The organism is Rhizobacter sp. OV335, assembly GCF_900142965.1.
In the GTDB taxonomy this organism is placed as follows: Bacteria; Pseudomonadota; Gammaproteobacteria; order Burkholderiales; family Burkholderiaceae_C; genus Rhizobacter.
Window position 1 is genome coordinate 227561 of sequence record NZ_FRCQ01000004.1, and the last position, 21372, is coordinate 248932.

Sequence of the window (21372 nt, forward strand, 5' to 3'; positions counted from 1 at the left end):
GCGAGCGGGTGTGGAGTCCATTCGCAAAGAGAGTCACCCCATGACCAACGACCTGATCGACCCGCTGCTGCAACCCGGCCTGAAGGGCTACCCGCTGACCGCTTCGCCGCGCCGCCGCAGCGAGGTCGCCGCCGCCGCCTGGAACGTGCTGGCCGGCGACCTGCCGCTGCCGCTGGCGCTGCTCAAGCGCGAGGCGCTGGAGCACAACATCGCGTGGATGCAGCAGCGCACCAAGGACTGGGGCATCGAGCTCGCGCCGCACGGCAAGACGACGATGTCGCCGCAGCTGTTCCGCCGCCAGCTCGATGCCGGCGCCTGGGGCCTGACCTTCGCGACGGTGAACCAGCTCGCGATCGGCGTCGCCGCCGGTGCGCGCCGCACGCTGATCGCCAACCAGGTCGTGCACGACGCCGACCTCGCGGCGATCCAGGCGCTGCTGCGCGGCCACGCCGAGCTGCGCATCGTGTTCCTGGTCGACTCGCTCGCGCAGCTCGACCTGATCGAGGCCTGGGCGCAGGCCCACCCCGGCGCCCTGCCCTTCGAGGCGATGCTCGAGGTCGGCGTGGCCGGCGGCCGCAGCGGCGTGCGCACATCCGAAGAAGCCACCGCGCTCGCGCGCCGGATGCACGCGAGCGCGGCGCTGAAGCTGGTCGGCATCGAATGCTACGAAGGCCTCGGCGCCAAGGGCGAGACCGATGCCGACACGGCGTATGCGAAGGCGCTGATGGACCGTGTCGAGGCGATCACGAAGACCGCCGACGCCGAGGGCCTGTTCGATGCCGATGAGGTGCTGCTGTCGGCCGGCGGCTCGGCCATCTTCGACCTGGTGGCCGGCCGGCTCACGCCGTCGCTCGGGCGGCCGGTGCGCGGCCTGCTGCGCTCGGGCTGCTACGTGACGCACGACCACGGCTTCTACCAGCGCATGGTGAACAGCGTCGAGGCCCGCCTGGGCTGCGGCTGCGGCGAAACGCTTCGCCCCGCGATGGAGGTGTGGGCGATGGTGCAGTCGCGCCCGGAGCCGGGCCTCGCGATCCTCGCGGTCGGCAAGCGCGACATCTCGTTCGACCTGGCGCTGCCGGTGCCGATCGCACGCGCGGCGCGCGGTGCGCTGCAGGCCTCGCTGGTGCCGGCGGGCTGGTCGATCACCGGCCTGAACGACCAGCACGCCTACCTGCGCTGGGCCGCGGATGACGAAGCCACCGCCCCCGCCGTCGGCGAGCGCATCGGCCTCGGCATCTCGCACCCCTGCACCACCTTCGACAAATGGCACTGGATGCCGGTCGTCGAGAACGACTACCGCGTCAGCGACGCCGTGGCGATGCACTTCTGATCCCCCGACCATGACCAAGAGCCTGCTGGAGAACGTGGCCGCGGCGCGCGAGGGCGCACCGACCGCACGCCGCGCGATCCTCGACCTGATCCTCGACGACCCCGACCGCGTGCTCGAGGAAAGCTTCGAATCGCTGGCCGCGCGCGCCGGCAGCTCGGTGCCCACCGTGATGCGCACCTGCCGCGACCTCGGCTTCGCCGGGCTGCGCGAGTTCAAGCTCGCGCTGGCCCATGCACTGGCACTCGGCGGCTCGCCGCTGCACCGGCGCGTCAACATCGAGGACAGCGCCGACGAGGTGGTCACGAAGATCTCACGCAGCGCCGCCGCGTCGGTGGCCGGGGTGCGCGCGCAACTCGACATGGCCGCGCTCGGCGCCGCGGTCGACGCGCTCGCGGTCGCGCGCCACGTCGACCTGTACGGCGCCGGTTCCACCTCGTGGTTCATGGCGCAGGACCTGCAGGCGCGGCTGTTCCGCCTCGGCCTGTCGGCCACCGCGTGGGCCGACTACCACCTGCAGCAGGTGGCGGCCGCCGCGCAGGACGAACGCGGCGTCGTGATCGCGATCTCGCACGTCGGCGGCATGCCCTCGCTGCTCGATTCGGTCGACATCGCCCGTGCACAGGGCGCGAAGGCGGTGTGCATCACCCGCCCCGGCACGCCGCTGGCCGAGCGCGCCGACATGCTGATCGCGCTGAGCGTGCCCGACGACGCGGTGATGCACGTCGGCATCGACGCCTACCTGACCCACCTGACCGTGATCGAGATCCTGACCGTGCTGGTCGCGCAGCGCCGCGGCGACCCTGCGGTGCAGCGGCTGCGCTACGTGCGCGAAGCACTACAGCGCCACGGCATCGACGTGCGCACGCACCCGCTGCAGAGCTGGGATGGCGGCGGCGTGGGAGCCAAGCCATGACCGTCTCGGCCACCCTGTTCCAGAACGGACTCGTCATCGACGGCTCGGGCACCCCCGGCTGGACCGGTGACGTGCTGATCGCCGGCGACCGCATCCTGCGCACCGGCGCCGGCCTGCGCGACCGCCTGCCCGAGGGCCTGTCGCCCGACGAGGTCGAGACCGTCGACTGCACGGGCCTGGCGATCGCGCCCGGCTTCATCGACGCCCACACGCACGACGACGCGATCGTGCTGCGCGACCCCGACGGGCTGCCGAAGCTGTCGCAGGGCATCACCACCGTCATCACCGGCAACTGCGGCATCTCGCTCGCGCCCTTCGTCACCGACACCGCGAAGCCGCCGCTGAACCTGCTGGGCGCCGGCTCGTTCCGCTACCCGACGATGGCTGCCTACCGCGATGCGGTGCGCACCGCGCAGCCGTCGCTGAACGTCGCCGCGCTGGTCGGCCACACGACGCTGCGCTTTGCCGCGCTGGCCGACCTGTCGCAGCCGGCCAGCGGCGACGAGCGCGCGCGCATGGCCGCGCTGCTCGAGGCCAGCATGGCGGACGGCGCGCACGGCCTGTCGTCCGGGCTGTTCTACGAAGAGGCCTACCCGGCGCCAGCCGACGAGGTGACGCAGCTCGCCCGCATCGTCGCGCGCCACGGCGGCATCTACGCGACCCACCTGCGCAGCGAGATGGCGCAGATCATCGAGGCGCTGCACGAGGCCGGCGACACCGCGTTCGAGGCCGGCGTGCCGCTGGTCATCTCGCACCACAAGTGCGCCGGCCCGGCCAACTGGGGCCGCACCCGCGAGACGCTGCCGCTGATCGACGCGCTCGGCGCGCGCCAGCCGGTCGCGATGGACGTGTACCCCTATGTGGCCGGCTCCACCGTGCTGCGCGAGGACCTGGTCGACGGCGTGATCGACGTGATGCTGACCTGGAGCGACACCCATCCGGAGCACACCGGCCGGATGCTGTCGGCGATCGCCGACGACTGGGGCGTCGACCAGAAGACCGCGTGCCGCCGGCTGCAGCCGGGCGGCGCCTGCTACTTCCAGATGAACGAAGAAGACGTCGAGCGCGTGATCGCGCACCCGCGCACGATGATCGGCTCCGACGGCCTGCCGCACGACCGCCATCCGCACCCGCGGCTGTGGGGCGCGTTCCCGCGCGTGCTGGCGCGCTACTGGCGCGAGCGCCGGCTCTTCACGCTGGAGCAGGCAGTGCACAAGATGACCGGCCTGACCGCGCGCAACTTCCGCATCGCCGAGCGCGGCCTGCTGCGCCCGGGGATGATGGCCGACGTGGTGGTGTTCGACCCGGCGCGCATCGCCGACACCGCCACCTACGACGTGCCGATCAGCGCGAGCATCGGGATTGCCTCGGTGCACGTGAACGGCGTCCGCGCCTATGCTGCGGGACCGGTGCCGCAGGTGCTGCGGCGTGCCGGGCGGATGTTGACGAGGGGAACATCGGATGTCGTCTGAACAGATGCTCGAGAAGTCGCTCGACGTGTTGGCCATCGGCGAGGCGATGGCCGAGTTCAACCAGCAGCCCGACGGCCGCTACCTCGCCGGCTTCGGCGGCGACACCTCGAACTGCGCGATCGCCGCCGCCCGCATGGGCGCGCGCACCGGCTACCTGACGCAGCTCGGCGACGACCTGTTCGGCGAGCAGCTGCTGGCGCTGTGGCGGCACGAAGGCATCGAGACGCAGGGCGTGCAGCGCATCGCGGGCGCCGAGACCGGGCTCTACTTCGTGACGCATGGGGACGGCGGCCACCGCTTCTCGTACCGCCGTGCCGGCAGCGCCGCGAGCCGCATGCGCCCCACCGACCTGCCGCCCAGCGTGGTGCAGGGCGCGCACTGGCTGCATTGCTCGGGCATCTCGCAGGCGATCAGCGCGTCGGCCTGCGATGCGGTGTTCGAAGCCATCGCCCGCGCACGCAGCGCCGGCACGCACGTCAGCTACGACCTGAACTTTCGCCCGGCGCTGTGGCCGGCCACCCGCGCACTCGCGATCGCGCGCGAGACGCTGGCGCACTGCGACCTGTTCTTCCCGAGCATCGACGAGATCGGCGCGCTGACCGGGCTGCTGCGGCACGACGACATCCTGCGCTGGTCGCACGACCAGGGCGCAAAGCGGGTCGCGCTGAAGCTCGGTGCGTCGGGCTGCCTGGTGTCGGACGCGAACGGCACGCGGCTGATCGCGCCGCACCCGGTGACGCCGGTCGACGCGACCGGTGCCGGCGACTGCTTCGCCGGCGCGCTGCTCGCGCGGCTGTCGGCCGGCGACACGCTGGACCGCGCGGCCCGGCTGGCCAACATCGCCGCGGCGCTCAGCACCTGCGGGCATGGCGCCGTCGCGCCGCTGCCGACGCTGGCGGAGGTCTTCGCGGCCGAGGGCTGAGTTCGGGTGGGATCGTCAGGCGCCGTGCAGCATGCGCTGGCACCCGATCTCGATGAAGTCCCAGGCCCCGCCTTCGGCCAGCACCGCCCAGCGGACCATCAGCTCACCCAGTCCCGCCAGCGTGTCGGGCGCGCGCACCTCGATGCGCACCACCGGCTTCTCGATCTGCTGCATGTCTTCGTTCGTGACGGCGCGCACCGCGCACGCCTCGGCTCCGAAGGGGGCCCGCCTCGCGTCTGAAAGGGAGAAACGTGCCTGAACTGATGCTGGAATCGCCGCATACCGAACTCCCGATGAGTCGGTCGGCGGCACCGCGCCACGCCGACCCGCCCGCTGAGTAACGGCAGGCGGCGGCGGGTTCCAAGGTCATTGTTCCGGTGCTATTGAACCTCGCCGGCGCGCCGCAGTTCGTCGCACTGCGCGTGCTTCGCGAACTGCGGCTTGGCGCACTGCGCCTGCATGCAGTAGAGCAGTGCGAAATTCACGCGCGAGCCGCAGGCGGCGCGCGGGTTGGTCGCATTCGCCACGATGGCCTCGGCCGGTGGCTTCGCGGTGGTGGGCCCGGCCGGTGCCTGGATGGGTTGCGCCGGTGGGGCCGCGGCAGGCGCAACGGCCGCCGGCTCGGACACCGGCGGGGTCGCTGCCGCGGCCGGCGTGGACTCCGGCGTGTCGTCGTCGGCCGATTTGTCCGGCTCGACCGGCACCAGGCGCGCGGGCGGTGCCAGCGGCTGCAAGGCCACGGCCGGCACCGGCACGGGTTTGGGGGCGCGGGGGCGCAGCGTGAGGTAGAGCGCCGCGCCCGCCAGCGAGGCCGCGCACAGCAGCACCAGCCAGGTGCCGGTGCGGCGGGGAGGCGCCACCGGCAACGGCGGCGGATCGAAGCGCGACTGGAAGCGTGAATCGCCGAAGCCGGGCTCGGCGCGGCCGCTGCCATTGGCGCGCGTCGCCGGCCGGACCGGCGGCGCGAGGGCCCGTTCGGCCGCGGCCGACAAGACCGGTGCCGCGGCCCGTGCCGGCGCGGGCGCCGATGAAGCGGAAGCCGTTGCAGGGGCCGCGACCGGCGGCGCCCATCCCAGGCAACGGCGGAACTCGGCCACGCTGCGCAGGCGCTGGCGCGGATCGACCGACAGCGCGCGGTCGATGCCCGACAGGAAGCGCGGGTCGTACGGCAGCCCGGTCAGCGGCCGGTGCACGCGCGGCACCGCCGAGCCGAGCGCGGCCTGGCCGGTGACCGCCGCGTGCAGCACGCTGGCGAGCGCGCGCAGGTCGCTCCAGGCCCCGGGTGGCGCCAGCGGCTTCTCGTCGGTGGGCGGCGGCGTGCTGGCCAGCAGCACCGGCACGCCAACGCCGCGCACGACGATCGCCTCGGACGAGATGCCGCCGTGGTGGGCCTGCGCCGCATGCAGCAGGTCGACCGCATCGAGCACCGGCGTCAGCATCGCGCGCAGCCAGGCTTCGTCGGGCGCGCGCGGCAAGGCCTTCAACGCGCCGGCCAGGTTCGGGCCCGGCACGAAATTCATCGCGTAGTACGCGGTGCCGTTCTCTTCCCAGTGGCTCTGCACCCGGATCAGTGCCGAATGCTCGAAGCGGGCGAACAACTTCGCACGCTGCACGAACTCACGCCGGCCGGCTTCGAGGGCGGCCCCATCGCCGCTGCGCCGAGGCACCACGCGCAGGCCGTCGTCGCGCTGCGCGAGCGTGGCGGGAAAGTATTCCTTGATCGCCACCTGCCGCTGCAGCGACGAATCCAGCGCCAGGTACACGACGCCCGAATCGCCACGGCCGAGCAGCTCGACGATGCGGAAGCCGCCGACGCGCGCACCCGCCAGCAGCACGTCGCTCGCCGGCACGGTGTCGAACTGCGTGGTCGGGCCGAAGTCGGGTCTCTTGGGAGCGCGAGGCGTCGTCATGGTCGAAGGTTCATCGCTGCGAATCCGGCGGTGGGCACTCATTTGATCCGAGCGCGTGGGGCGGCCGGGAGGTGGTCGTCATACATCGCGGGGCCTCGTGAGAAAAGTCACGGCAGGAAACTTGAAGAAGTCGACGTGTTACCAACGGTGAGCTGTCCATCGCCAACGATGAAGCAGATGTTGCGCCAGCCATCGGGCTCACGGGTGGAGCTTCTCGTGGCGGGCGAGCATGGCCACCAGCGTCGCGATGCGGCGCTCGCGGGTCTCGGGCTTCTTCGCGGTCTGGACGCGCCACAGCACCGCATAGCGGTTCGCGCCGTTCAGCGTCTTGAAGAAGGCAGCGGCCCCCGGCGCGGCATCGAGCGCGGCCTGCAGGTCGGGCGGCACGGTGGCGCTGCGCGGCGAGTCGTAGGCCTGCTCCCAGCGGCCGTCGGCCTTGGCGCGGTCGATCTCGCGCCGGCCGGCCGGCCGCATGCGGCCCTGGGCAATGAGGGCCGCGACCTTCTCGCGGTTCACCTTCGACCAGATGCTGCGCGCCCGCCGCGGTGTGAAGCGCTGCAGCCAGTGGTGCTCGTCGAGGCCCTTCTTCTGTCCGTCGATCCAGCCGTGGCACAGCGCGACCTCGAGCGCCTCGGGGTAGCTGACCGAGCCCTTCTCGGCGCCCGGGCGCGAGATCAGCAGCCACAGGCCGTCGGAGCTGTCGTGGTGCTTGTTCAGCCATGTCTCCCAGCTGCGCACGGTCGCGAAGCGACGGGCGCTGCCTTCGGGCGTCTCTTGAGGCTTCTTGCCGGCGGGCGGGGTCATCTCGCGTCGTCGATGGCCTGCGCCAGGCGCTCGATGTCGTCGTCATCGTTGTAGACCTGTGCGGACACCCGCACGAACAGGCGATCGCCGCGCGAGATCACCGGCACCTCGATGCGGCGCTCGTCCAGCAACCAGTCCTTCAATCGCACGGCCGCCGCCGCATCACCGTGCGCGAGCCGCGCCGGCAGCGGCAGCGTGACCATGCAGCCGGTCATCGCGTCGGGCGTCTCCCACGGCTGGCCCCACAGCGAGGCCAGCCGCTGCGCCGCACGCCGCGCCAGCGCGTGCTTGTAGTCGTGCATCGTCGACTCGCCGAGGAAGCCGGTGATGAAATCGATGCCGTCGGGGGCGCACAAGAACGGCGTCGGGTCGCGCGTGCCGGTCCAGTCGAATTCCTGGTGCCAGCCGACGTCCAGGCCCCACGAGATGACCGGCGGGTGCAGCCCGTCGCGACGGCCGGGCGCGGCCCACAGCAGGCCGCAGCCGCGCGGCGCGAAGGCCCACTTGTGCATGTTCGCGACATACCAGTCGACGCCGAGCGACGGGATGTCGAGCGGGATCGCGCCCGGCGCATGCGCGCCGTCGGCCAGCACCGGCACGCCATGCGCGCGGCACAGCGCGGCGAGCTGCGCGAGCGGCAGCACCAGCGCGGTCTCGGACGTGACGTGGTCGAGGATCACGAGCCGCGTGCGGGCGTTCAGCACCGGCTCGAGCAGGCGCTGCGGCAGCGACGCGTCGGCGAGCGGGAACGGCAGCGTCAGCGTGACGACGCGGGCGCCGTGCTCGCGCGCAACGAACGCGGCGGTGCGCGACACCGCGCCATAGGCATGGTCGAACAGCACGATCTCGTCGCCGGCCTGCAGCCGCAGCGAGCGCAGCACCGAATTGACGCCGGCGCTCGCGTTGTCGACGAAGACGAGGTCATCGCCGGCGGCGCCGACGAAGGCCGCGACGCGCGACGCCGCGGCGCGCACGCGGGTGGGTTCGGCCGGCGCCTGCGGTGCGAGGCTCATCAGCTCGCGCAGCAGGAAGCGCGCGGGATGGCGCTCGATCTGCTCGCGCATCGCCTGCTGCGCATCGAGCACGCGGCGCGGCGTGACGCCGACGGTGCCGTGGTTCAGGTAGGTGGCGTCGCGGTCGAGCCACCAGTGGTCGAGCATCTGTCGTCCGAAGCGCACCTTGTGGGTCCTCCCTGGCGGTCGTGGCCGCCAGGGGACGATTCTGACGCAAGCGCGGCCTCATGAAAGAGACTCTTCGGCCGCTTGTTCGGTCGGTTGTCCGGCCCCCGCGAACAGCAACTCGAACAACTGTCGCGTGCGAGGCGTCATTTGCCGCGGGTCCGGGTGCTGCAGTTCGTGGCACGCCGCCAGCACCTTCGCGTACACCGCCTCGTAGATGCGCCGCACCGTGCCGCCGGCGCCGACGATCTCGCGGTCGTAGCCGGGCACGATGCCGATCAGCCGCCAGCCCAGCCGCTCGAAGGCCTGCTGGGTGTGCGGGATCTTCAGCGTCGCCATGCCGTAGATCAGCCCCATGCCGAGCGCGCGGCCGATGCGCTCGATCGCGGCGATCGCATGCAGGCCGAGGCCGGCGCCGCGGTGCTCGGGCGCGACGACGGCCAGGCGGCCGTACAGCGTCAGCGCCTCGGGCTCGCGTTCGCACGCGATCATCCCGGCGATGCGCTCGCCGCACTTCACCACGACGACGATGAAGTTGCGCCCGGGCGCGTCGGGCAGCAGCACCTCGCTCTCATAGAAGCTGCGGCGCAGGAAGCCGCTCGCCGCGCCGACGCCCACGTCCGGGTACCAGCGGTCGAGGTGGGCCACCAGCGCGCCGATGTCGTCGCGCCGCAGCAGCTCGAAGCGGTAGCCCGCCGGCAGCGGCGACGCGTCGAGCACGCCGTCCAGCAGCGCCCGGTCGATGGGTGGAGCGCTCATGACACCCCTCCCATCGCCGCACCGGCGCTGCGGTAGCGGATCTCCAGCCGGCCGCTGCTGCGCGCACCGGCGCGGACCGACACCGGGTAGGCCAGCACCTCGCCGACCAGCCCGGCGTACTTGCCGCTGCCGCCCACCAGCCGGCTGCGCCGCACGCCGTAGCCCTCGAGTTCGGCCTCGTCGGCCTGCGTCTCGAACACGAAGCGATCGCCGGCGGGATCGACCAGCACGCAGGTGCGGCGGCTCACGACACCGGCCCCGCGCAGGCTGATGCAGCGCCCGCTGGCCACGTGGAACCGGCCGCTGCCGCCATCGACGCGCGTGCGGGCCAGGCTCTCGACCACGACGATGGCTTCGCCGTCGGGCTGGCCGGTCGCGATGACCTCGCGCCGGCTGACGCTGTAGTCGCCGAACGCGACCTGCAGGTCGCCCTCGCCATGCGCCGCCGCGAGCAGCGTCCCGCAGGCCTGCAGCAGCAGGATCAGCTTGAAGACGGCCTTCATCGCTCATCCCTCCTTGCTGCAGTCGCGCACGGGGAGGCCCTTGTCGGCGGCGTATTTCTTGGCGGCCACTTCCATCATCGGCCCGAGCAGCGTGCGGTCGGATTCGTACCAGTCGGAGGTGTAGTGCCACGCCGCACCGTCCCAGCTGTGGATGCGCGCGCGGTGCGCGCCTTCATGGTCGGCGCACGAGGTGTGCAGCGGCTGCAGCATGCCGTCGATGCCGAGCGCGGCGATGCGCGTCGCATCGATCGCGAGGTGTTCAGCCCCCCAGCGCACCTGGTCGCCGGTCAGCGGTTGCCGGCCATAGCGGCCCTGCGCGGTGCGCACCGCCTCGACCACCAGCAGCGCGTTCAGCAGCCCGCGGTTGTAGAGCACCTGGCCGACCGCCGACGCCTCGCCGATGCCCTTGCCGCGGCCGTACACGTAGCGGCGGATGTCGTCGTGCACGCGGCGCTGGTCGGCGCTGTGCTGCAGCGTCAGCGCGTTGTAGCCGGCGGCTGCCGCCTGCGACGGCAACACGTCGGGCTCGGCACCGGCCCACCAGACGCCGTACATGCGATCGCGCGGGTAGTTCACCGCGATGGCCTCGTTGATCGCGGTCGAGTTCATCACGCCCCAGCCCCAGACGAACACATGGTCGGGCCGGGTCTGGCGGATCTGCAGCCACGCCGCCTTCTGCTCGACGCCGGGGTGCACGACCGGGATCGCGGTGAACTCGAAGCCGAGCCGGTGCGACAGCGCCTGCAGCACCGGGATCGGCTCCTTGCCGTACGGTGAGTCGTGGTACAGCAGCGCGATCTTGCGGCCGCGCAGCTTCGGCAGCCCACCCTCGCGCGCCGCGACGTGCTGCACCAGCATGTCGGCCGCATCCCAGTAGGTGCCGAGCAGCGGGAAGTTCCACTTGAACACGCTGCCGTCGGTCGACTCGGAGCGGCCGTAGCCCATCGTGATCAGCGGGATCTTGTCGGCGGCGACCTTGTCGCCGAGCGCGAAGGTGATGCCAGTGGACAGCGGGTTGAAGCTGGTCGCGCCGGTCGGGCCCTTGCCCTTCAGGCGCTCGTAGCATTCGACGCCGCGGTCGGTCGAGTAGCCGGTCTCGCATTCTTCGTAGGTGATCTTCACCCCGCCGATGCCGCCGTCACGCTCGTTGACGAGGTTCAGGTAGTCGACGAAGCCGTTCGCCCACGGCACGCCGTTCGGCGCGTAGGCGCCGGTGCGGAACACCAGCACCGGAAAGAACTGCTCGTTCGGGATCGCGGCATGGCCCGGCACGGCGCTGCAGGCGGCGGCGACGGTGGCAACGGTGGTCATCAATTTCGTCAGGAAAGCGTTCATCGGGAGGTCCTCGAAAGGGGGTTGGCATGCCCCGGTCGGGACATGTCGCACAGCGTAGGAGGAGGACCCCGTCGCACTCGTCGCGCGACGACGTTGCTTCGTCGCGCAGCGATGTTGCAAATGTTCAGGCTTCAGTTTCAGGCGGGCAGCGGCTCGCGGCGCAGCGCCGCCGTCAGCGCCGAGGGCGACTGGTAGCCGCACTGCAGCGCGGCCTGGTAGACCGGCATGCCGGCGTCGAGGCAGCGGCGGGCCGCCGCGAGGCGACGCCGCCGCACCAGCGCCATCGGGCTCATGCCGAGCTCGGCCCGGCAACGCAACGCGAACTGCGGTGCGCTCAGGTGGACCTGCGCCGCGAGGTCGGCGACGGCCAGCGGCTCGTCGAGGCGCTCATCGATCCAGCGGTCGAGCGCCTCCCAGTCGATGCTGCGGCGCAGCCGCGGCCCGCCGAGCGGCGTGCTGGCGGCCAGGCTCGCGATCAGCAGCTCGATGGTCGCGGCCTGCGAGGCCGCGTCGTCGGCATGCCGGCGGCTGGCGAGGTAGCGCATCAGGTGGGCGGTCGACGGGTGGACCGAGCGCACCTGCCCCGCCAGCGGCGCCAGCGCCGCGCGGTGCGCAGCCTCGCCGGAGCGCAGCACCAGGCAGGCCGCGCCGGAGCGCATCGCGCAGCAACGCTGCTCGCCGGGCGGGATCACCAGCACGCGGCCGGCCTGCACCGCGTGGCGGCGGCCCTTCAGCATCAGCTCGAGGCGCCCCTGCATGCCGAAGACGACCTGGAAGTGGTCGCTGGCCGGCACCGTCTCGTCGCCGGACTGCAGGGTCAGCATCGAAACCGAGGGAAAGCTGGGGACGGAACTCATTGACAGCAGCACGGCGCCGGTGAAAGATCGAACCTGGATTCATGAGATGAATCCGGATTCAGAGCTTAGGCGACCCAAGGCGATTCATCAACCCGCATGGCGTACCAGCGCACCCCTTATGTCGAGAGCAAGCGTGCCGAGGCGCGCGACCGCTTCATCGAGGCCGGCGTGACGCTGCTGGCGCAGGGCGGCTGGCGCGACGTGCAGATGTCGGCTGTCGCGGCGCTGGCGGGGCTGTCGACGGGCGCGCTGTACCTGCATTTCCCGTCGAAGACGCAGCTGCTGCTGGAGCTGTACCGCGTGCAGGCGGGCAAGGAGCTGGAGGTCACGACGGCGATCGCCGCACAAGCAGGCACGGCGCGCGAGCGGCTCGCGGCGGCCATCGGCAGCTTCGCGCAGCGCGCGCTGAACGGCGGGCGGCTGTCGTACGCGCTGGTGCAGGAGCCGACCGACAACGAGGTCGAGCAGCTGCGGCTGCAGTTCCATGCCGAGTTCATCGCGCTGTTCCAGAAGATCCTGGACGACGGCCGGGCGAGCGGCGAACTGCGCGTGGCCGACACGCGCGTTGCGGCGGCCTGCGTGTTCGGCAGCATCACCGAATCGCTGCTGCACCCGCTGGGCATGGCCGCGCAGGCAGCGGGCGAGGTGAAGCGCGGGCGCCGGGTCGACGCGTCGGCGCTGATCGGGCCGCTGGTGGATTTCTGTTTTCACGGGGCGGCGGGCGAAGCCGCGCCTGCCAAGCGGCGCACCCGGTCATGACCCTCAAGCCCATCCGGAGCGCCGCCCCGGATGGGCCTCCGGGCTACTGCGCCAGGTACCCGTTGTTCGCCCCGTCCTTCACCGTCGGCCCGCGGTCGTTGATCACGTGCGTGATCTCGCCCTTGCCGCCCAGCGAGACAGTCGCCATGCGGGTGAACTGCACGCCGGCCGCCGTCGGCGCCTCGATCGCGCTGCCCAGCTTGACCTGCGGGTTGGTCTGGAAGAAGCAGTAGATGCCCAGGCCCGTCGCCATGTGGCTCGTCACCTGGCTGCCGAGCTTGTACGACGCATAGCCGTTGGCCGTGCCGTTCATCCACGCCGCCTGGTTCGGCACGTCGTACGGGATCTCGCTCTGGTAGAAGTAGAGCTTGCCGCCGTTGCCGTTCCACAGCGTCTGGTACTCGTGGAAGTGCTCGACGAACAGGCCGTACAGCGTCACGTCGGCACCATTGACGACCAGCCCGTTGCGCGTCGTGTTGACGGTCCAGCCCACCCCATCACCGTGGTCGGCGCGCCAGATCCAGAAGTGGTCGCCCAGCACCTGCCGGCTGTTGATCACCAGGCTGGCGTCGGCCTTGCCGGGCCCGGCCCCGCCGACGCGGAAGAACAGGTCGTGCAGCGAACTCGGGTTGGCCGAGTGATCGGCCGTGCCGTTCGCCGTGCCCACCTCCAGCAGCGACGGCGAGCTGGTGGTGCCGGCATCGAACAGCAGGCCGGCGACCTTGACGCCGTCGACATCGGCCACCTGCATCGCGGTCACGCCACCGTCCGGGATCAGCGTCGCGAGACCCAGCCCCAGCACCACGGTGTTCGCCTTCGTGACCTTCAGCGTCTCCTTCAGGTGGTACACGCCCGGCGTGAACAGCAGGTGCTTGCCGCCGGCCAGCGCGGCGTTCAGCGTGGCGGTGCTGTCGGCCGGCTTCGCGACGTAGAAGTCGGCGATCGGGATCGACTGGCTCGGCGGCGCGTTGTTGTTCAGCCAGCTCACGCCGTGGCTGTTGCTGCGCACCGAGGGCACGACGACGGCATAGCGCCCGTCGCCGCCGACCGTCAGGAACGGCTTCTCGCGCACCGACGGCGTCTGCGGCACCGTGGTGTGCGGCGTGCCCGGCCAGGCGTTGCCGGGCGGCGCGTTGTCGCTGCCGACGAACACCATGTTCCACACGCCACCGCTCCAGCTGCCGAAGGATGCATTGCGCGACATCCACTGCTGCTGGCTGCCGGAACCGGTGTTGCCGTCGATCTTGCTGTCGGCGATGAAGCCGCCGCTGGACCAGCCGCCGCCCGGGTCGAGCGTCATGTTGCCCTTCACGTGCATGCGGCGGAACGGCGCGGCCTGCGCCACCGCCCACAGCAGCGATTCACCGTTCTGCGGCGCCACCGACAGGTTCTCGGCGCTGCGCCAGAAGTTCTGCGTCGCATTGCCGTCGAACCACGCGGCGTCGACCTGCGTGCGGCCGTTGATCGTCACGTCGTCCGGCGAGGCGCCGAGGCCCAGCACCTGCGTGTAGAAGCCGACGTTGATGTTGACGCGGTAGGTGCCCGGCTTGAACGCAAGCGCATAGCGCTCGGTACCGAACTGGTTGCGCTGCTGCGTCGCGAACACGGCATCGACCTTGGCCTGCAGCGTGGCCTGCGGCGTCGACGGATCGAACACCAGCACGTTCGGGCCGAGGTCGGGCGTCGCGCCGGTGTCGGGCACGGTGCCGGGTGCGGGGGCCGGGGACGGCGCTGCAGGAGAAGGTGCCGGCGCGGGTGCCGGTGCAGGCGCAGGGCTCGGAGCAGGAGAGGGACTGGGCGCCGGTGCAGGTGCAGGCGCCGGACTCGGCGAAGGTGCCGGGCTCGGCGCGGGAGCGGGGGCCGGTGCAGGGGATGGCGCGGGGGCGGGAGCCGGTGATGGCGAGGGCGCCGACGAACTCGGCGGGCTGCCCGCCGGCGCGTCGTCCTTGCCGCCACCGCAGGCCGCGACGGCCACCGCAGAGGCGAACATCGCCGCAAGAAGCGCGGCACGCGAGGGGGCGTGCGGGCGGGTGGAATCGTCGGGCTGCATGGGGCTCTCTTCCTGTTACACGGAACGGTCTTGTTCCATGACGCAGAAAACGTGCCTTTGTCACGACCCGGCCGGGTGGGGGCAGAGCTGACGATTCGTGTGTCGTCACTCCGAAGCTGCGATGGCTGGCATGCCGCATCACGATGGGCGCGCACGCAGCGCGTCCATCGTGTAAGCAGGCTTTACAGCATGTCGCTTGGAAGTTCAGCTCAAAGCGTCAGCTCAAAGGCGCGGTTCGCCGTTGTCGTTGACGACCACCGTGCGGCCCGGCGGGGCGGTCATCTGCACGTGGTGCTCGACGCCGCGGAACTGGTAGGCCACGTCCCAGTACTCGGGGCGGCCTTGCGCCGGCACGGCGGCGCAGCGCTGCACGTCCTGCGTCGCGACGCTGCGGCCGTCGCGGCCGACGTTGGCGCCGATCACCGCACCGGCCACCGCGCCGCCGACGGTCGCGATGTCGCGACCCGAGCCGCTGCCGACCTGGTGGCCGAGGATGCCGCCGACGATCCCGCCGATCACCGCACCGCCGACGTTCGGGTCACCACGCTCGTTTTTCACGACCTGCTCGCGCTCGACCCAGCAGCGTTGCGTCGGCGCGGCATAGACCGCGTGCACCGCCGTCACCGGCGCTTCGAAGATGCGCTCCTGCGGGCGACGGCGCCAGTCGTAGACCGGCGCCGGCGGCGGCGCATAGCGGCCTTCGTCATAGCGGGCGGCGGGGTGCAGCGCGCGCACCGACGACAGCCGGTCGTTCAGCCCCATCGAGCGCAGGTCGGGGTAGCGGCCCGGGCGCAGGATCACGCAGCGGCCGCTGAAGTCGGCGTGTTCGCAGGCCTCCCAGCGTTCGCCGAGCACGATCACCGACGACGCGCGGTCGTTGAAGCCGAAGCGGTCGAAGTTGACGACGTCGCGTTCGGTGCTGAACGCGCGGCCCTGGAAGCCCTCGCGCTCGAAGAAGGTGATCTGCCCGTCCATCGGCGGCGGCGCGTAGCGGCCTTCGTCGTGGCGGCGGTCGCGATCGACCGGGCGGGCCGACGACAGCTTGTCGTTCATGCGCATCGCGCCGAGCGACGCATAGCTGCCGGGCCGCAGGATGAAGCACTGGCCGCCGTAGTCGACGTGCTCGCAGACCTCCCAGGGCTCGCCGCGCACCACAACCGACGAGACGCGGTCGTTGAAGCCGATGCGGGTGAAGTCGTTCAACGGGTCGCGGGCGGCGAAGCTGCGGCCGCCGAAGTTGTCGTGCTCGTAGAAGGTGGCCTCGGCCGACGCGGCGCTGGCACCGATCGCGGCACACAAGGCCAGTGCGATCTTCAAGACTGCTTTCATGGGGGCGTCCATCCTGGTTGGGATTCGTCGCGGGGCCGGTGCGGCCCTGCATGGGGCGAACAACGCGCGGGGCGGTGTGTCAGACGACACGCGCGCGATCGAAGCGTCGGATTTACAAGCAGACACGTCGGGCCGGGCCTCACGCGGCTTGCAATGCAGCACCGACCGCGATCGGAACACGGTTGGCACGCACGTAGGCCAGGCCCGCCCGCCCGGACCATTCAGCCAACTCCGCCGCCACATCGACGCCGAGTTCGTTCCAGTACGACACCAGCACCTCCTCGCTGACGCGATGTTTCAACAGGCGCTTCGCGTAATGCGCCGCCCGTTCGAAATCCAGCGGCTCGCCCTGCTCGAAGTACTCGAGCCGCCCATGGTCGTTGCGCATGACCCTGACGACGCGCGGCCGCGTCGCCACGGCACCTTGCCGCACGACCAGTTCGCCGAGTGCATCGGCATGCTGCCAGTCACGGCAGAGCGAGGTGCTGATCACACGGCAGCGCAGGCGGATCGCGATCGTCGTCAGCAGGCCGTCGGCGCGATCGGTCTCGGCGCTCCACAGGCAGGTCTGTCCGGGCCGGCTGGCGGATGCGGCGAGCACGCCGAACTGCACCCGGCCTGCGTAGCGGTCCACTGCCGACATGTCGAAGCGGCATGGCAACGCGTGCCATGCCACCCAGCCATCACGCGCCGCGGCCTCCCAGAGCAAGCGGCACAGCGCCATGACTTCGGCCGGGTCGGCCTCGATCAGGCTGAACGATTCGGGGTGGAGGCCGGCCAGGCCGGTCGGCAGCAGAGCCGTTGACGTCATGGGGCCGGCGCGCGGAAGTCATGGCGGGCACGGCCGGCTGCGGCCAGCAGAACGACGTGCGCGAGCGGTCCCACCGACGCGGTCAGCCAGTCGACATCGGTGCCAGGCGATGCGGTCGCCAGCGGCCGCAGGCCCGAGGCCGCGGACCAGGTGTGCAAGCTCACGCCAGGCACCGCCTGGCGCAGAACGCCGAGCAACTCGGGCAGGTCCGACGGCGCGGCATGGAACTGGACGGCTCTGGAACTCATTCGTTGAATCGACGGAAGACATGCCCCCTCGGCGCGGCGATTGTCACCCGCCGCGCCACAATCCCGCCCCATGTTCACCGCCGCCATCTTCGACATGGACGGGCTGCTGCTCGATTCCGAACGCACCATCATGAAGGCGTGGCTCGCGTCGGCACGCGCGCTCGACCTGCTGCTGCACGAGGCCGACTACATCGGCGTGGTCGGGCTGGCCCATGCCGAATCGACCGCGCGGCTGACCGCGTTGCTCGGGAGCACGCACGACTACGAACGCGTGCAGCGCGATGCGGCGCGGCGGTTGTCACCCGAGGCCGGCGTCGTGTTCGCGCTGAAGCCTGGCGCGATGCTGCTGTTGCAGGCCTTGCAGCAACGCGGCGTGCCGTGCGCGGTGGCTTCGTCGACGCAGGTGGCGGAGGTACGCCGCCGCCTCGCGGTGGCCGGCATCGACGGCTTCTTCCGCGCGGTGGCCGGTGGCGACGAGGTGCCGCGCGGCAAGCCCGACCCCGCGGTCTACCGCCTCGCGGCCCAGCGCGCCGGCATCGACCCGCACACCGCGCTCGCGTTCGAAGACAGCGACCACGGCAGCGCCGCCGCGCGCGCCGCCGGCCTGCAGGTGGTCACCGTGCCCGACCTGAAGACCCCCGATGCCGCCAGCTCGCTGCAGCAACTGGCGTCGCTCGTCGACGCGCTGCAGCACCTCGACGACTGGTTTGCGGCGGCCCCCAGGAACACCCTGCCCGGGCTTTAGACGTTTACTAAACAACGACGGGTTTCTACACTGGCCCGATCGTGGCCCCTCCGCCCTCCTCCACTGCTCTCCCCGAAGACGACGCTCGCCGCCTGCGCTGGGCGCATGGCGACGCGGAGTTGCACGCTTTCGGCGGCATGCTGGCGCCGGTGCACTTTCGCGCGGACGGGCAGGCGGATTTCTCGCCGCTGCACGTGGCGTCCTGGGCCGACGATCCGCAGGCGCACCAGCAATGGCCCGGCCTGCTCGGCCGGCTGCGCGGCGAGTGGCCCTGCGTGCCGTTCGGGCGCTGCGACCGGCCCGATGGGCTGCCTGCCACCTGGCTTGCACGTCAACCCGCCGACGACTGGCCACACGGCTACGCATCGCACCATCGCTGGCAGTGGCTGCCCTCGGGACCGCTTGCGCTGGCGTTGCGCATCGAGATGCCGCCCGGGCACCCGGTGCAGCGCCTGACACGCACCGTGCGTGCCGTGGCCGACGCGCCGGCGCTGGAGATCGAACTGCAGATCGACGCCCGCAAGCCCTGCCGGCTGCCGGTCGCGCTGCACCCGACGCTGCGGCTGGACCTCGGCCGCGTCGCGCTCGACCTGCAGCACGATGGCGCGGGCTTCAACTACCCGGTGCCGACCGAGCCGGGGCACTCGCGGCTCATGCCCGGTGCCCGCTTCGAGCAGCTCGACGCCGTGCCGCTGGCCGACGGCACGCCGGGCGACTTCACGCAGTTCCCGCAGCCGGCCGACGGCGAAGACCTGCTGCAGCTGATGGACATCGTCGGCCCGGTGACGGCTCGCTTCATCGACGCCGGCTGGGCGTTGACGATCGACTGGGACCGCGCGCTGCTGCCCGACCTGATGCTGTGGGTGAGCCAGCGCGGCCGGCTCGCGCCGCCATGGAGCGGCCGGCACCTCGCGCTCGGCGTCGAGCCGGTGAACGGCGCCTGGGACCTGGGCCGCGTCGGCCGCCCGCCGGCCGAGCACCCGCTGGCGGCGCGCGGCGGCATCGCGCTGCATCCCGATGCGCCATGCGTGATCCGCTATCGCCTGTCGGCGCGGCCGCTGACGCCATGAGCGCCGATGGCGTGACCATCCGCGACATCGCCGAGGCGGCCGGCGTCTCGATCGGCACCGTCTCGCGCGCGCTGAAGAACCAGCGCGGCCTCTCCGACGAAACCCGCCGCCAGGTGCGCGAGGTCGCGCGCAAGCTCGGCTACGACCCCGGCCGGCTGCGTTCGGCCAAGGCGCGGCGGCTGCTGTTCATGGTGCACCGCCACCACAGCAGCTTCTCGCTGAACCCGTTCTTCTCGCAGGTGATGCACGGTGTCGAAGAAGCCTGCCGCGAATTCGGCGTGGTGCCGACGGTGCTCAGCACCGGCCCGGCCGATCCGGTGCGCCAGCTGCTGCGGCTGCACGAGCCCGATGCGCTGATGGCGGCCGGCTACTTCGAGGCCGAGGTCGTCGACCTGCTGCGCGCGATGGACCTGCCGCTCGCGCTGGTCGATTTCTGGATGCCGGGCTGCCGCGCGGTGAACCCCGACAACGCGCAGGGTGGCTACCTAGCGACACAGCACCTGCTGGCGCAGGGCTACCGGCGCATCGCCTACCTGGCCGGCTCGCTGGCGCACTTCAGCATCCGCGAGCGCGAGCGCGGCTACCGGCGCGCGCTGTTCGAGGCCGGCGTGCTGGCCGATCCCGATCTGGAGGTGGTCGCGCCCCCCGGGCTGGACACCACCGCCGGTGCCGAGGCCGCGATGCGCGAGCTGCTGAAGCTGCGGCCGCGGCCCGATGCCGTGTTCGCCTACAACGACATGGCCGCGCTCGCCGCGATCCGCGTCTGCCAGGCGGCCGGGCTGCGCGTGCCGCAGGACATCGCCTTCGTCGGCTTCGACGACATCGCCGCCGCGGCCTACGGCACGATGGGGCTGACGACAATGCGCGTCGACAAGGAGGCGCTCGGCCGCACCGGCGTCGAGATGGTGATGCGGGGCGATTCGATGCCGCAGGACATCGTTCAGCCGGTCGAACTGGTGGTGCGGGACAGCAGCCTCTCGTAGCTAAACAGGGTTTGTTTCGCGATCAGCGCTGACTCTTGCGCGGGAATCCCCCGTCAGAACGTTCGGCGCTGCGGCCTATCCTGATCGGCGTGACCTCGACGTCACACCCCTACAAAGCAGGAGACAAGCGAATGACACGTCACCCTCTGAAGACATTCATCGCGGCCGCATGCGCGCTCGCGTTCTCGGGCCTGGCCTCCGTGGCATCGGCCCAGCAAAGCGTGGAGGTGCTGCACTGGTGGACCTCCGGCGGCGAGGCCGCGGCGCTGAACGTGCTGAAGGGCAACCTCGAGAAGCAGGGCGTCAAGTGGAACGACATGCCGGTGGCCGGCGGCGGCGGCGAGGCCGCGATGACCGCGGTGCGCGCCCGCGTGACGGCCGGCAACCCGCCGACCGCCGTGCAGCTGCTCGGCTTCGACATCCAGGACTGGGCCAAGCAGGGCGTGCTGGCCGACCTGAACGCGGTCGCCGCGAAGGAAGGCTGGGACAAGGTCGTGCCGGGCGCGCTGCAGGCGTTCTCGAAGTACGACGGCAAGTGGATTGCCGCGCCGGTCAACGTGCACTCGACCAACTGGGTCTGGGCCAACAAGTCGGTGCTCGACAAGGCCGGCGTCACGACGATGCCGACCAATTTCGACGAGTTCATCGCCGCCGCCGAGAAGGTGCAGAAGGCGGGCTTCGTCGCGCTCGCGCACGGCGGCCAGCCGTGGCAGGACGCGACGCTGTTCGACAGCGTGGTGCTGAGCACCGGCGGCATCGACTTCTACAAGAAGGTCTTCATCCAGAAGGACAAGGCCGCGCTCGGTTCGCCGACGATGCTGAAGGCCTTCGACCGCATGGGCCAGCTGCGCAAGCTGGTCGACAAGGACTTCTCCAACCGCGACTGGAACCTCGCGTCGGCGATGGTCATCAGCGGCAAGGCCGGCTTCCAGATGATGGGCGACTGGGCCAAGGGCGAGTTCGTCGCGGCGAAGAAGAAGCCGGGCGTCGACTTCATCTGCATGCGCTTCCCCGGTACGCAGGGCATGGTGTCGTTCAACTCCGACCAGTTCGCGATGTTCAAGGTGGGCGGCGACAAGGCCGCGGCGCAGGCCAAGATGGCCAGCGCGGTGATGGACCCGGCATTCCAGTCGGCCTTCAACGTCGTCAAGGGCTCGGTGCCGGCGCGCACCGACGTGTCGGACGCGGCCTTCGACGACTGCGGCAAGAAGGGCATCAAGGACTTGGCCGAGGCCAGCGGCAAGGGCGCGCTGGTCGGCTCGATGGCGCACGGCCACGCGGTGCCGGCCGGCATCAAGAACGCGTTCTACGACGTGATCACGCGCCACTTCAACGGCCAGATCGACAGCAAGGCCGCCGTCAAGGAAATGGTCGCCGCAGTCGACAACTGATCC

At 71.3% G+C, this 21372-nt stretch carries 21 protein-coding genes; 9 read left to right on the forward strand and 12 right to left on the reverse strand.

Annotated features, from left to right (window positions below):
* Positions 1 to 40 precede the first annotated feature (40 nt).
* The 4 genes from BUE42_RS06240 to BUE42_RS06255 are packed head-to-tail and all read left to right on the forward strand — an operon-like array spanning position 41 to position 4637.
* Positions 41 to 1330, forward strand: coding sequence for an amino acid deaminase (locus tag BUE42_RS06240; protein WP_073463747.1), 1290 nt, complete (start codon positions 41 to 43; stop codon positions 1328 to 1330).
* A 10-nt stretch (positions 1331 to 1340) separates the two neighbouring features.
* Entirely contained in the window at positions 1341 to 2243 is a 903-nt protein-coding gene (locus BUE42_RS06245) for a MurR/RpiR family transcriptional regulator (protein WP_073463748.1), read from the forward strand.
* Positions 2240 to 3715, forward strand: a complete 1476-nt coding sequence (locus tag BUE42_RS06250) for an N-acyl-D-amino-acid deacylase family protein (protein WP_073463749.1) — start codon at positions 2240 to 2242, stop codon at positions 3713 to 3715. The genes BUE42_RS06245 and BUE42_RS06250 overlap by 4 nt, the downstream gene beginning before the upstream one ends.
* Complete coding sequence (locus BUE42_RS06255; protein WP_235002134.1) at positions 3705 to 4637, forward strand: sugar kinase; 933 nt, start codon at positions 3705 to 3707, stop codon at positions 4635 to 4637. Before BUE42_RS06250 ends, BUE42_RS06255 begins: the two co-directional genes overlap by 11 nt.
* Before the next feature lie 15 nt (positions 4638 to 4652).
* On the opposite strand, the gene BUE42_RS06260 is transcribed toward BUE42_RS06255, so the two are convergent.
* The 8 genes from BUE42_RS06260 to BUE42_RS06295 form a co-directional block, all read right to left on the reverse strand.
* Positions 4653 to 4835 (reverse strand): hypothetical protein, encoded by a 183-nt coding sequence (locus BUE42_RS06260; protein WP_073463751.1) that lies wholly within the window; start codon positions 4833 to 4835, stop codon positions 4653 to 4655.
* 182 nt (positions 4836 to 5017) lie between these two features.
* The gene (locus BUE42_RS06265; RefSeq protein ID WP_073463752.1) at positions 5018 to 6547 is read right to left on the reverse strand and encodes a serine/threonine protein kinase; all 1530 of its coding nucleotides are present in this window, start codon (positions 6545 to 6547) and stop codon (positions 5018 to 5020) included.
* 198 nt (positions 6548 to 6745) lie between these two features.
* Entirely contained in the window at positions 6746 to 7351 is a 606-nt protein-coding gene (locus BUE42_RS06270; RefSeq protein WP_073463753.1) for a YdeI/OmpD-associated family protein, read from the reverse strand.
* On the reverse strand, positions 7348 to 8529 hold the full coding sequence (locus BUE42_RS06275) for an aminotransferase class V-fold PLP-dependent enzyme (protein WP_200798908.1): 1182 nt from the start codon (positions 8527 to 8529) through the stop codon (positions 7348 to 7350). The genes BUE42_RS06270 and BUE42_RS06275 overlap by 4 nt, the downstream gene beginning before the upstream one ends.
* 60 nt (positions 8530 to 8589) lie before the next feature.
* A complete protein-coding gene (locus tag BUE42_RS32930; protein ID WP_073463755.1) occupies positions 8590 to 9288 on the reverse strand; it encodes a GNAT family N-acetyltransferase in 699 nt (232 codons plus the stop codon).
* The gene (locus BUE42_RS32935; RefSeq protein ID WP_073463756.1) at positions 9285 to 9791 is read right to left on the reverse strand and encodes a hypothetical protein; all 507 of its coding nucleotides are present in this window, start codon (positions 9789 to 9791) and stop codon (positions 9285 to 9287) included. Before BUE42_RS32935 ends, BUE42_RS32930 begins: the two co-directional genes overlap by 4 nt.
* A gap of 3 nt (positions 9792 to 9794) precedes the next feature.
* Positions 9795 to 11126, reverse strand: a complete 1332-nt coding sequence (locus BUE42_RS06290) for an ABC transporter substrate-binding protein (protein WP_073463757.1) — start codon at positions 11124 to 11126, stop codon at positions 9795 to 9797.
* 137 nt (positions 11127 to 11263) lie between these two features.
* Positions 11264 to 11950 carry a helix-turn-helix domain-containing protein gene (locus BUE42_RS06295; protein ID WP_073463758.1) on the reverse strand — a complete coding sequence of 229 codons (687 nt, stop codon included), beginning with the start codon at positions 11948 to 11950 and terminating at the stop codon, positions 11264 to 11266.
* A 129-nt stretch (positions 11951 to 12079) separates the two neighbouring features.
* Here BUE42_RS06295 and BUE42_RS06300 point away from each other — a divergent pair, with 129 nt between their 5' ends.
* A complete protein-coding gene (locus BUE42_RS06300) occupies positions 12080 to 12742 on the forward strand; it encodes a TetR/AcrR family transcriptional regulator (RefSeq protein WP_073463759.1) in 663 nt (220 codons plus the stop codon).
* 43 nt (positions 12743 to 12785) lie between these two features.
* On the opposite strand, the gene BUE42_RS34170 is transcribed toward BUE42_RS06300, so the two are convergent.
* The 4 genes from BUE42_RS34170 to BUE42_RS06320 form a co-directional block, all read right to left on the reverse strand.
* On the reverse strand, positions 12786 to 14792 hold the full coding sequence (locus BUE42_RS34170) for a hypothetical protein (RefSeq protein ID WP_200798909.1): 2007 nt from the start codon (positions 14790 to 14792) through the stop codon (positions 12786 to 12788).
* Positions 14793 to 15014: 222 nt separating this feature from the next.
* Positions 15015 to 16121 (reverse strand): beta/gamma crystallin-related protein, encoded by a 1107-nt coding sequence (locus tag BUE42_RS34175; RefSeq protein ID WP_073463761.1) that lies wholly within the window; start codon positions 16119 to 16121, stop codon positions 15015 to 15017.
* A gap of 139 nt (positions 16122 to 16260) precedes the next feature.
* Positions 16261 to 16932 carry a hypothetical protein gene (locus tag BUE42_RS06315; RefSeq protein ID WP_073463762.1) on the reverse strand — a complete coding sequence of 224 codons (672 nt, stop codon included), beginning with the start codon at positions 16930 to 16932 and terminating at the stop codon, positions 16261 to 16263.
* Complete coding sequence (locus BUE42_RS06320) at positions 16929 to 17180, reverse strand: hypothetical protein (protein WP_073463763.1); 252 nt, start codon at positions 17178 to 17180, stop codon at positions 16929 to 16931. The genes BUE42_RS06315 and BUE42_RS06320 overlap by 4 nt, the downstream gene beginning before the upstream one ends.
* Before the next feature lie 70 nt (positions 17181 to 17250).
* On the opposite strand from BUE42_RS06320, the gene BUE42_RS06325 reads away from it, so the two are divergent.
* The 4 genes from BUE42_RS06325 to BUE42_RS06340 all read left to right on the forward strand — a co-directional run bounded on the left by BUE42_RS06325 (position 17251) and on the right by BUE42_RS06340 (position 21369).
* Positions 17251 to 17925, forward strand: coding sequence for an HAD family hydrolase (locus BUE42_RS06325; RefSeq protein WP_073463764.1), 675 nt, complete (start codon positions 17251 to 17253; stop codon positions 17923 to 17925).
* 41 nt (positions 17926 to 17966) lie between these two features.
* Entirely contained in the window at positions 17967 to 18995 is a 1029-nt protein-coding gene (locus tag BUE42_RS06330) for a hypothetical protein (RefSeq protein ID WP_073463765.1), read from the forward strand.
* Positions 18992 to 19978 (forward strand): LacI family DNA-binding transcriptional regulator, encoded by a 987-nt coding sequence (locus tag BUE42_RS06335; RefSeq protein ID WP_073463766.1) that lies wholly within the window; start codon positions 18992 to 18994, stop codon positions 19976 to 19978. Before BUE42_RS06330 ends, BUE42_RS06335 begins: the two co-directional genes overlap by 4 nt.
* 131 nt (positions 19979 to 20109) lie before the next feature.
* Entirely contained in the window at positions 20110 to 21369 is a 1260-nt protein-coding gene (locus BUE42_RS06340) for an ABC transporter substrate-binding protein (RefSeq protein ID WP_073463767.1), read from the forward strand.
* Positions 21370 to 21372 lie beyond the last annotated feature (3 nt).

What these genes read in the sequence shown, in the direction of transcription:
- BUE42_RS06240 (WP_073463747.1), top strand. Translation starts at nt 41, where the DNA reads ATGACCAACGACCTGATCGACCCGCTGCTGCAACCCGGCCTGAAGGGC.
- BUE42_RS06245 (WP_073463748.1), top strand. Translation starts at nt 1,341, where the DNA reads ATGACCAAGAGCCTGCTGGAGAACGTGGCCGCGGCGCGCGAGGGCGCA.
- BUE42_RS06250 (WP_073463749.1), top strand. Translation starts at nt 2,240, where the DNA reads ATGACCGTCTCGGCCACCCTGTTCCAGAACGGACTCGTCATCGACGGC.
- BUE42_RS06255 (WP_235002134.1), top strand. Translation starts at nt 3,705, where the DNA reads ATGTCGTCTGAACAGATGCTCGAGAAGTCGCTCGACGTGTTGGCCATC.
- BUE42_RS06265 (WP_073463752.1), bottom strand. Translation starts at nt 6,547, where the DNA reads ATGACGACGCCTCGCGCTCCCAAGAGACCCGACTTCGGCCCGACCACG.
- BUE42_RS06270 (WP_073463753.1), bottom strand. Translation starts at nt 7,351, where the DNA reads ATGACCCCGCCCGCCGGCAAGAAGCCTCAAGAGACGCCCGAAGGCAGC.
- BUE42_RS32930 (WP_073463755.1), bottom strand. Translation starts at nt 9,288, where the DNA reads ATGAGCGCTCCACCCATCGACCGGGCGCTGCTGGACGGCGTGCTCGAC.
- BUE42_RS32935 (WP_073463756.1), bottom strand. Translation starts at nt 9,791, where the DNA reads ATGAAGGCCGTCTTCAAGCTGATCCTGCTGCTGCAGGCCTGCGGGACG.
- BUE42_RS06290 (WP_073463757.1), bottom strand. Translation starts at nt 11,126, where the DNA reads ATGAACGCTTTCCTGACGAAATTGATGACCACCGTTGCCACCGTCGCC.
- BUE42_RS06295 (WP_073463758.1), bottom strand. Translation starts at nt 11,950, where the DNA reads ATGCTGACCCTGCAGTCCGGCGACGAGACGGTGCCGGCCAGCGACCAC.
- BUE42_RS06300 (WP_073463759.1), top strand. Translation starts at nt 12,080, where the DNA reads ATGGCGTACCAGCGCACCCCTTATGTCGAGAGCAAGCGTGCCGAGGCG.
- BUE42_RS34170 (WP_200798909.1), bottom strand. Translation starts at nt 14,792, where the DNA reads ATGCAGCCCGACGATTCCACCCGCCCGCACGCCCCCTCGCGTGCCGCG.
- BUE42_RS34175 (WP_073463761.1), bottom strand. Translation starts at nt 16,121, where the DNA reads ATGAAAGCAGTCTTGAAGATCGCACTGGCCTTGTGTGCCGCGATCGGT.
- BUE42_RS06315 (WP_073463762.1), bottom strand. Translation starts at nt 16,932, where the DNA reads ATGACGTCAACGGCTCTGCTGCCGACCGGCCTGGCCGGCCTCCACCCC.
- BUE42_RS06320 (WP_073463763.1), bottom strand. Translation starts at nt 17,180, where the DNA reads ATGAGTTCCAGAGCCGTCCAGTTCCATGCCGCGCCGTCGGACCTGCCC.
- BUE42_RS06325 (WP_073463764.1), top strand. Translation starts at nt 17,251, where the DNA reads ATGTTCACCGCCGCCATCTTCGACATGGACGGGCTGCTGCTCGATTCC.
- BUE42_RS06335 (WP_073463766.1), top strand. Translation starts at nt 18,992, where the DNA reads ATGAGCGCCGATGGCGTGACCATCCGCGACATCGCCGAGGCGGCCGGC.
- BUE42_RS06340 (WP_073463767.1), top strand. Translation starts at nt 20,110, where the DNA reads ATGACACGTCACCCTCTGAAGACATTCATCGCGGCCGCATGCGCGCTC.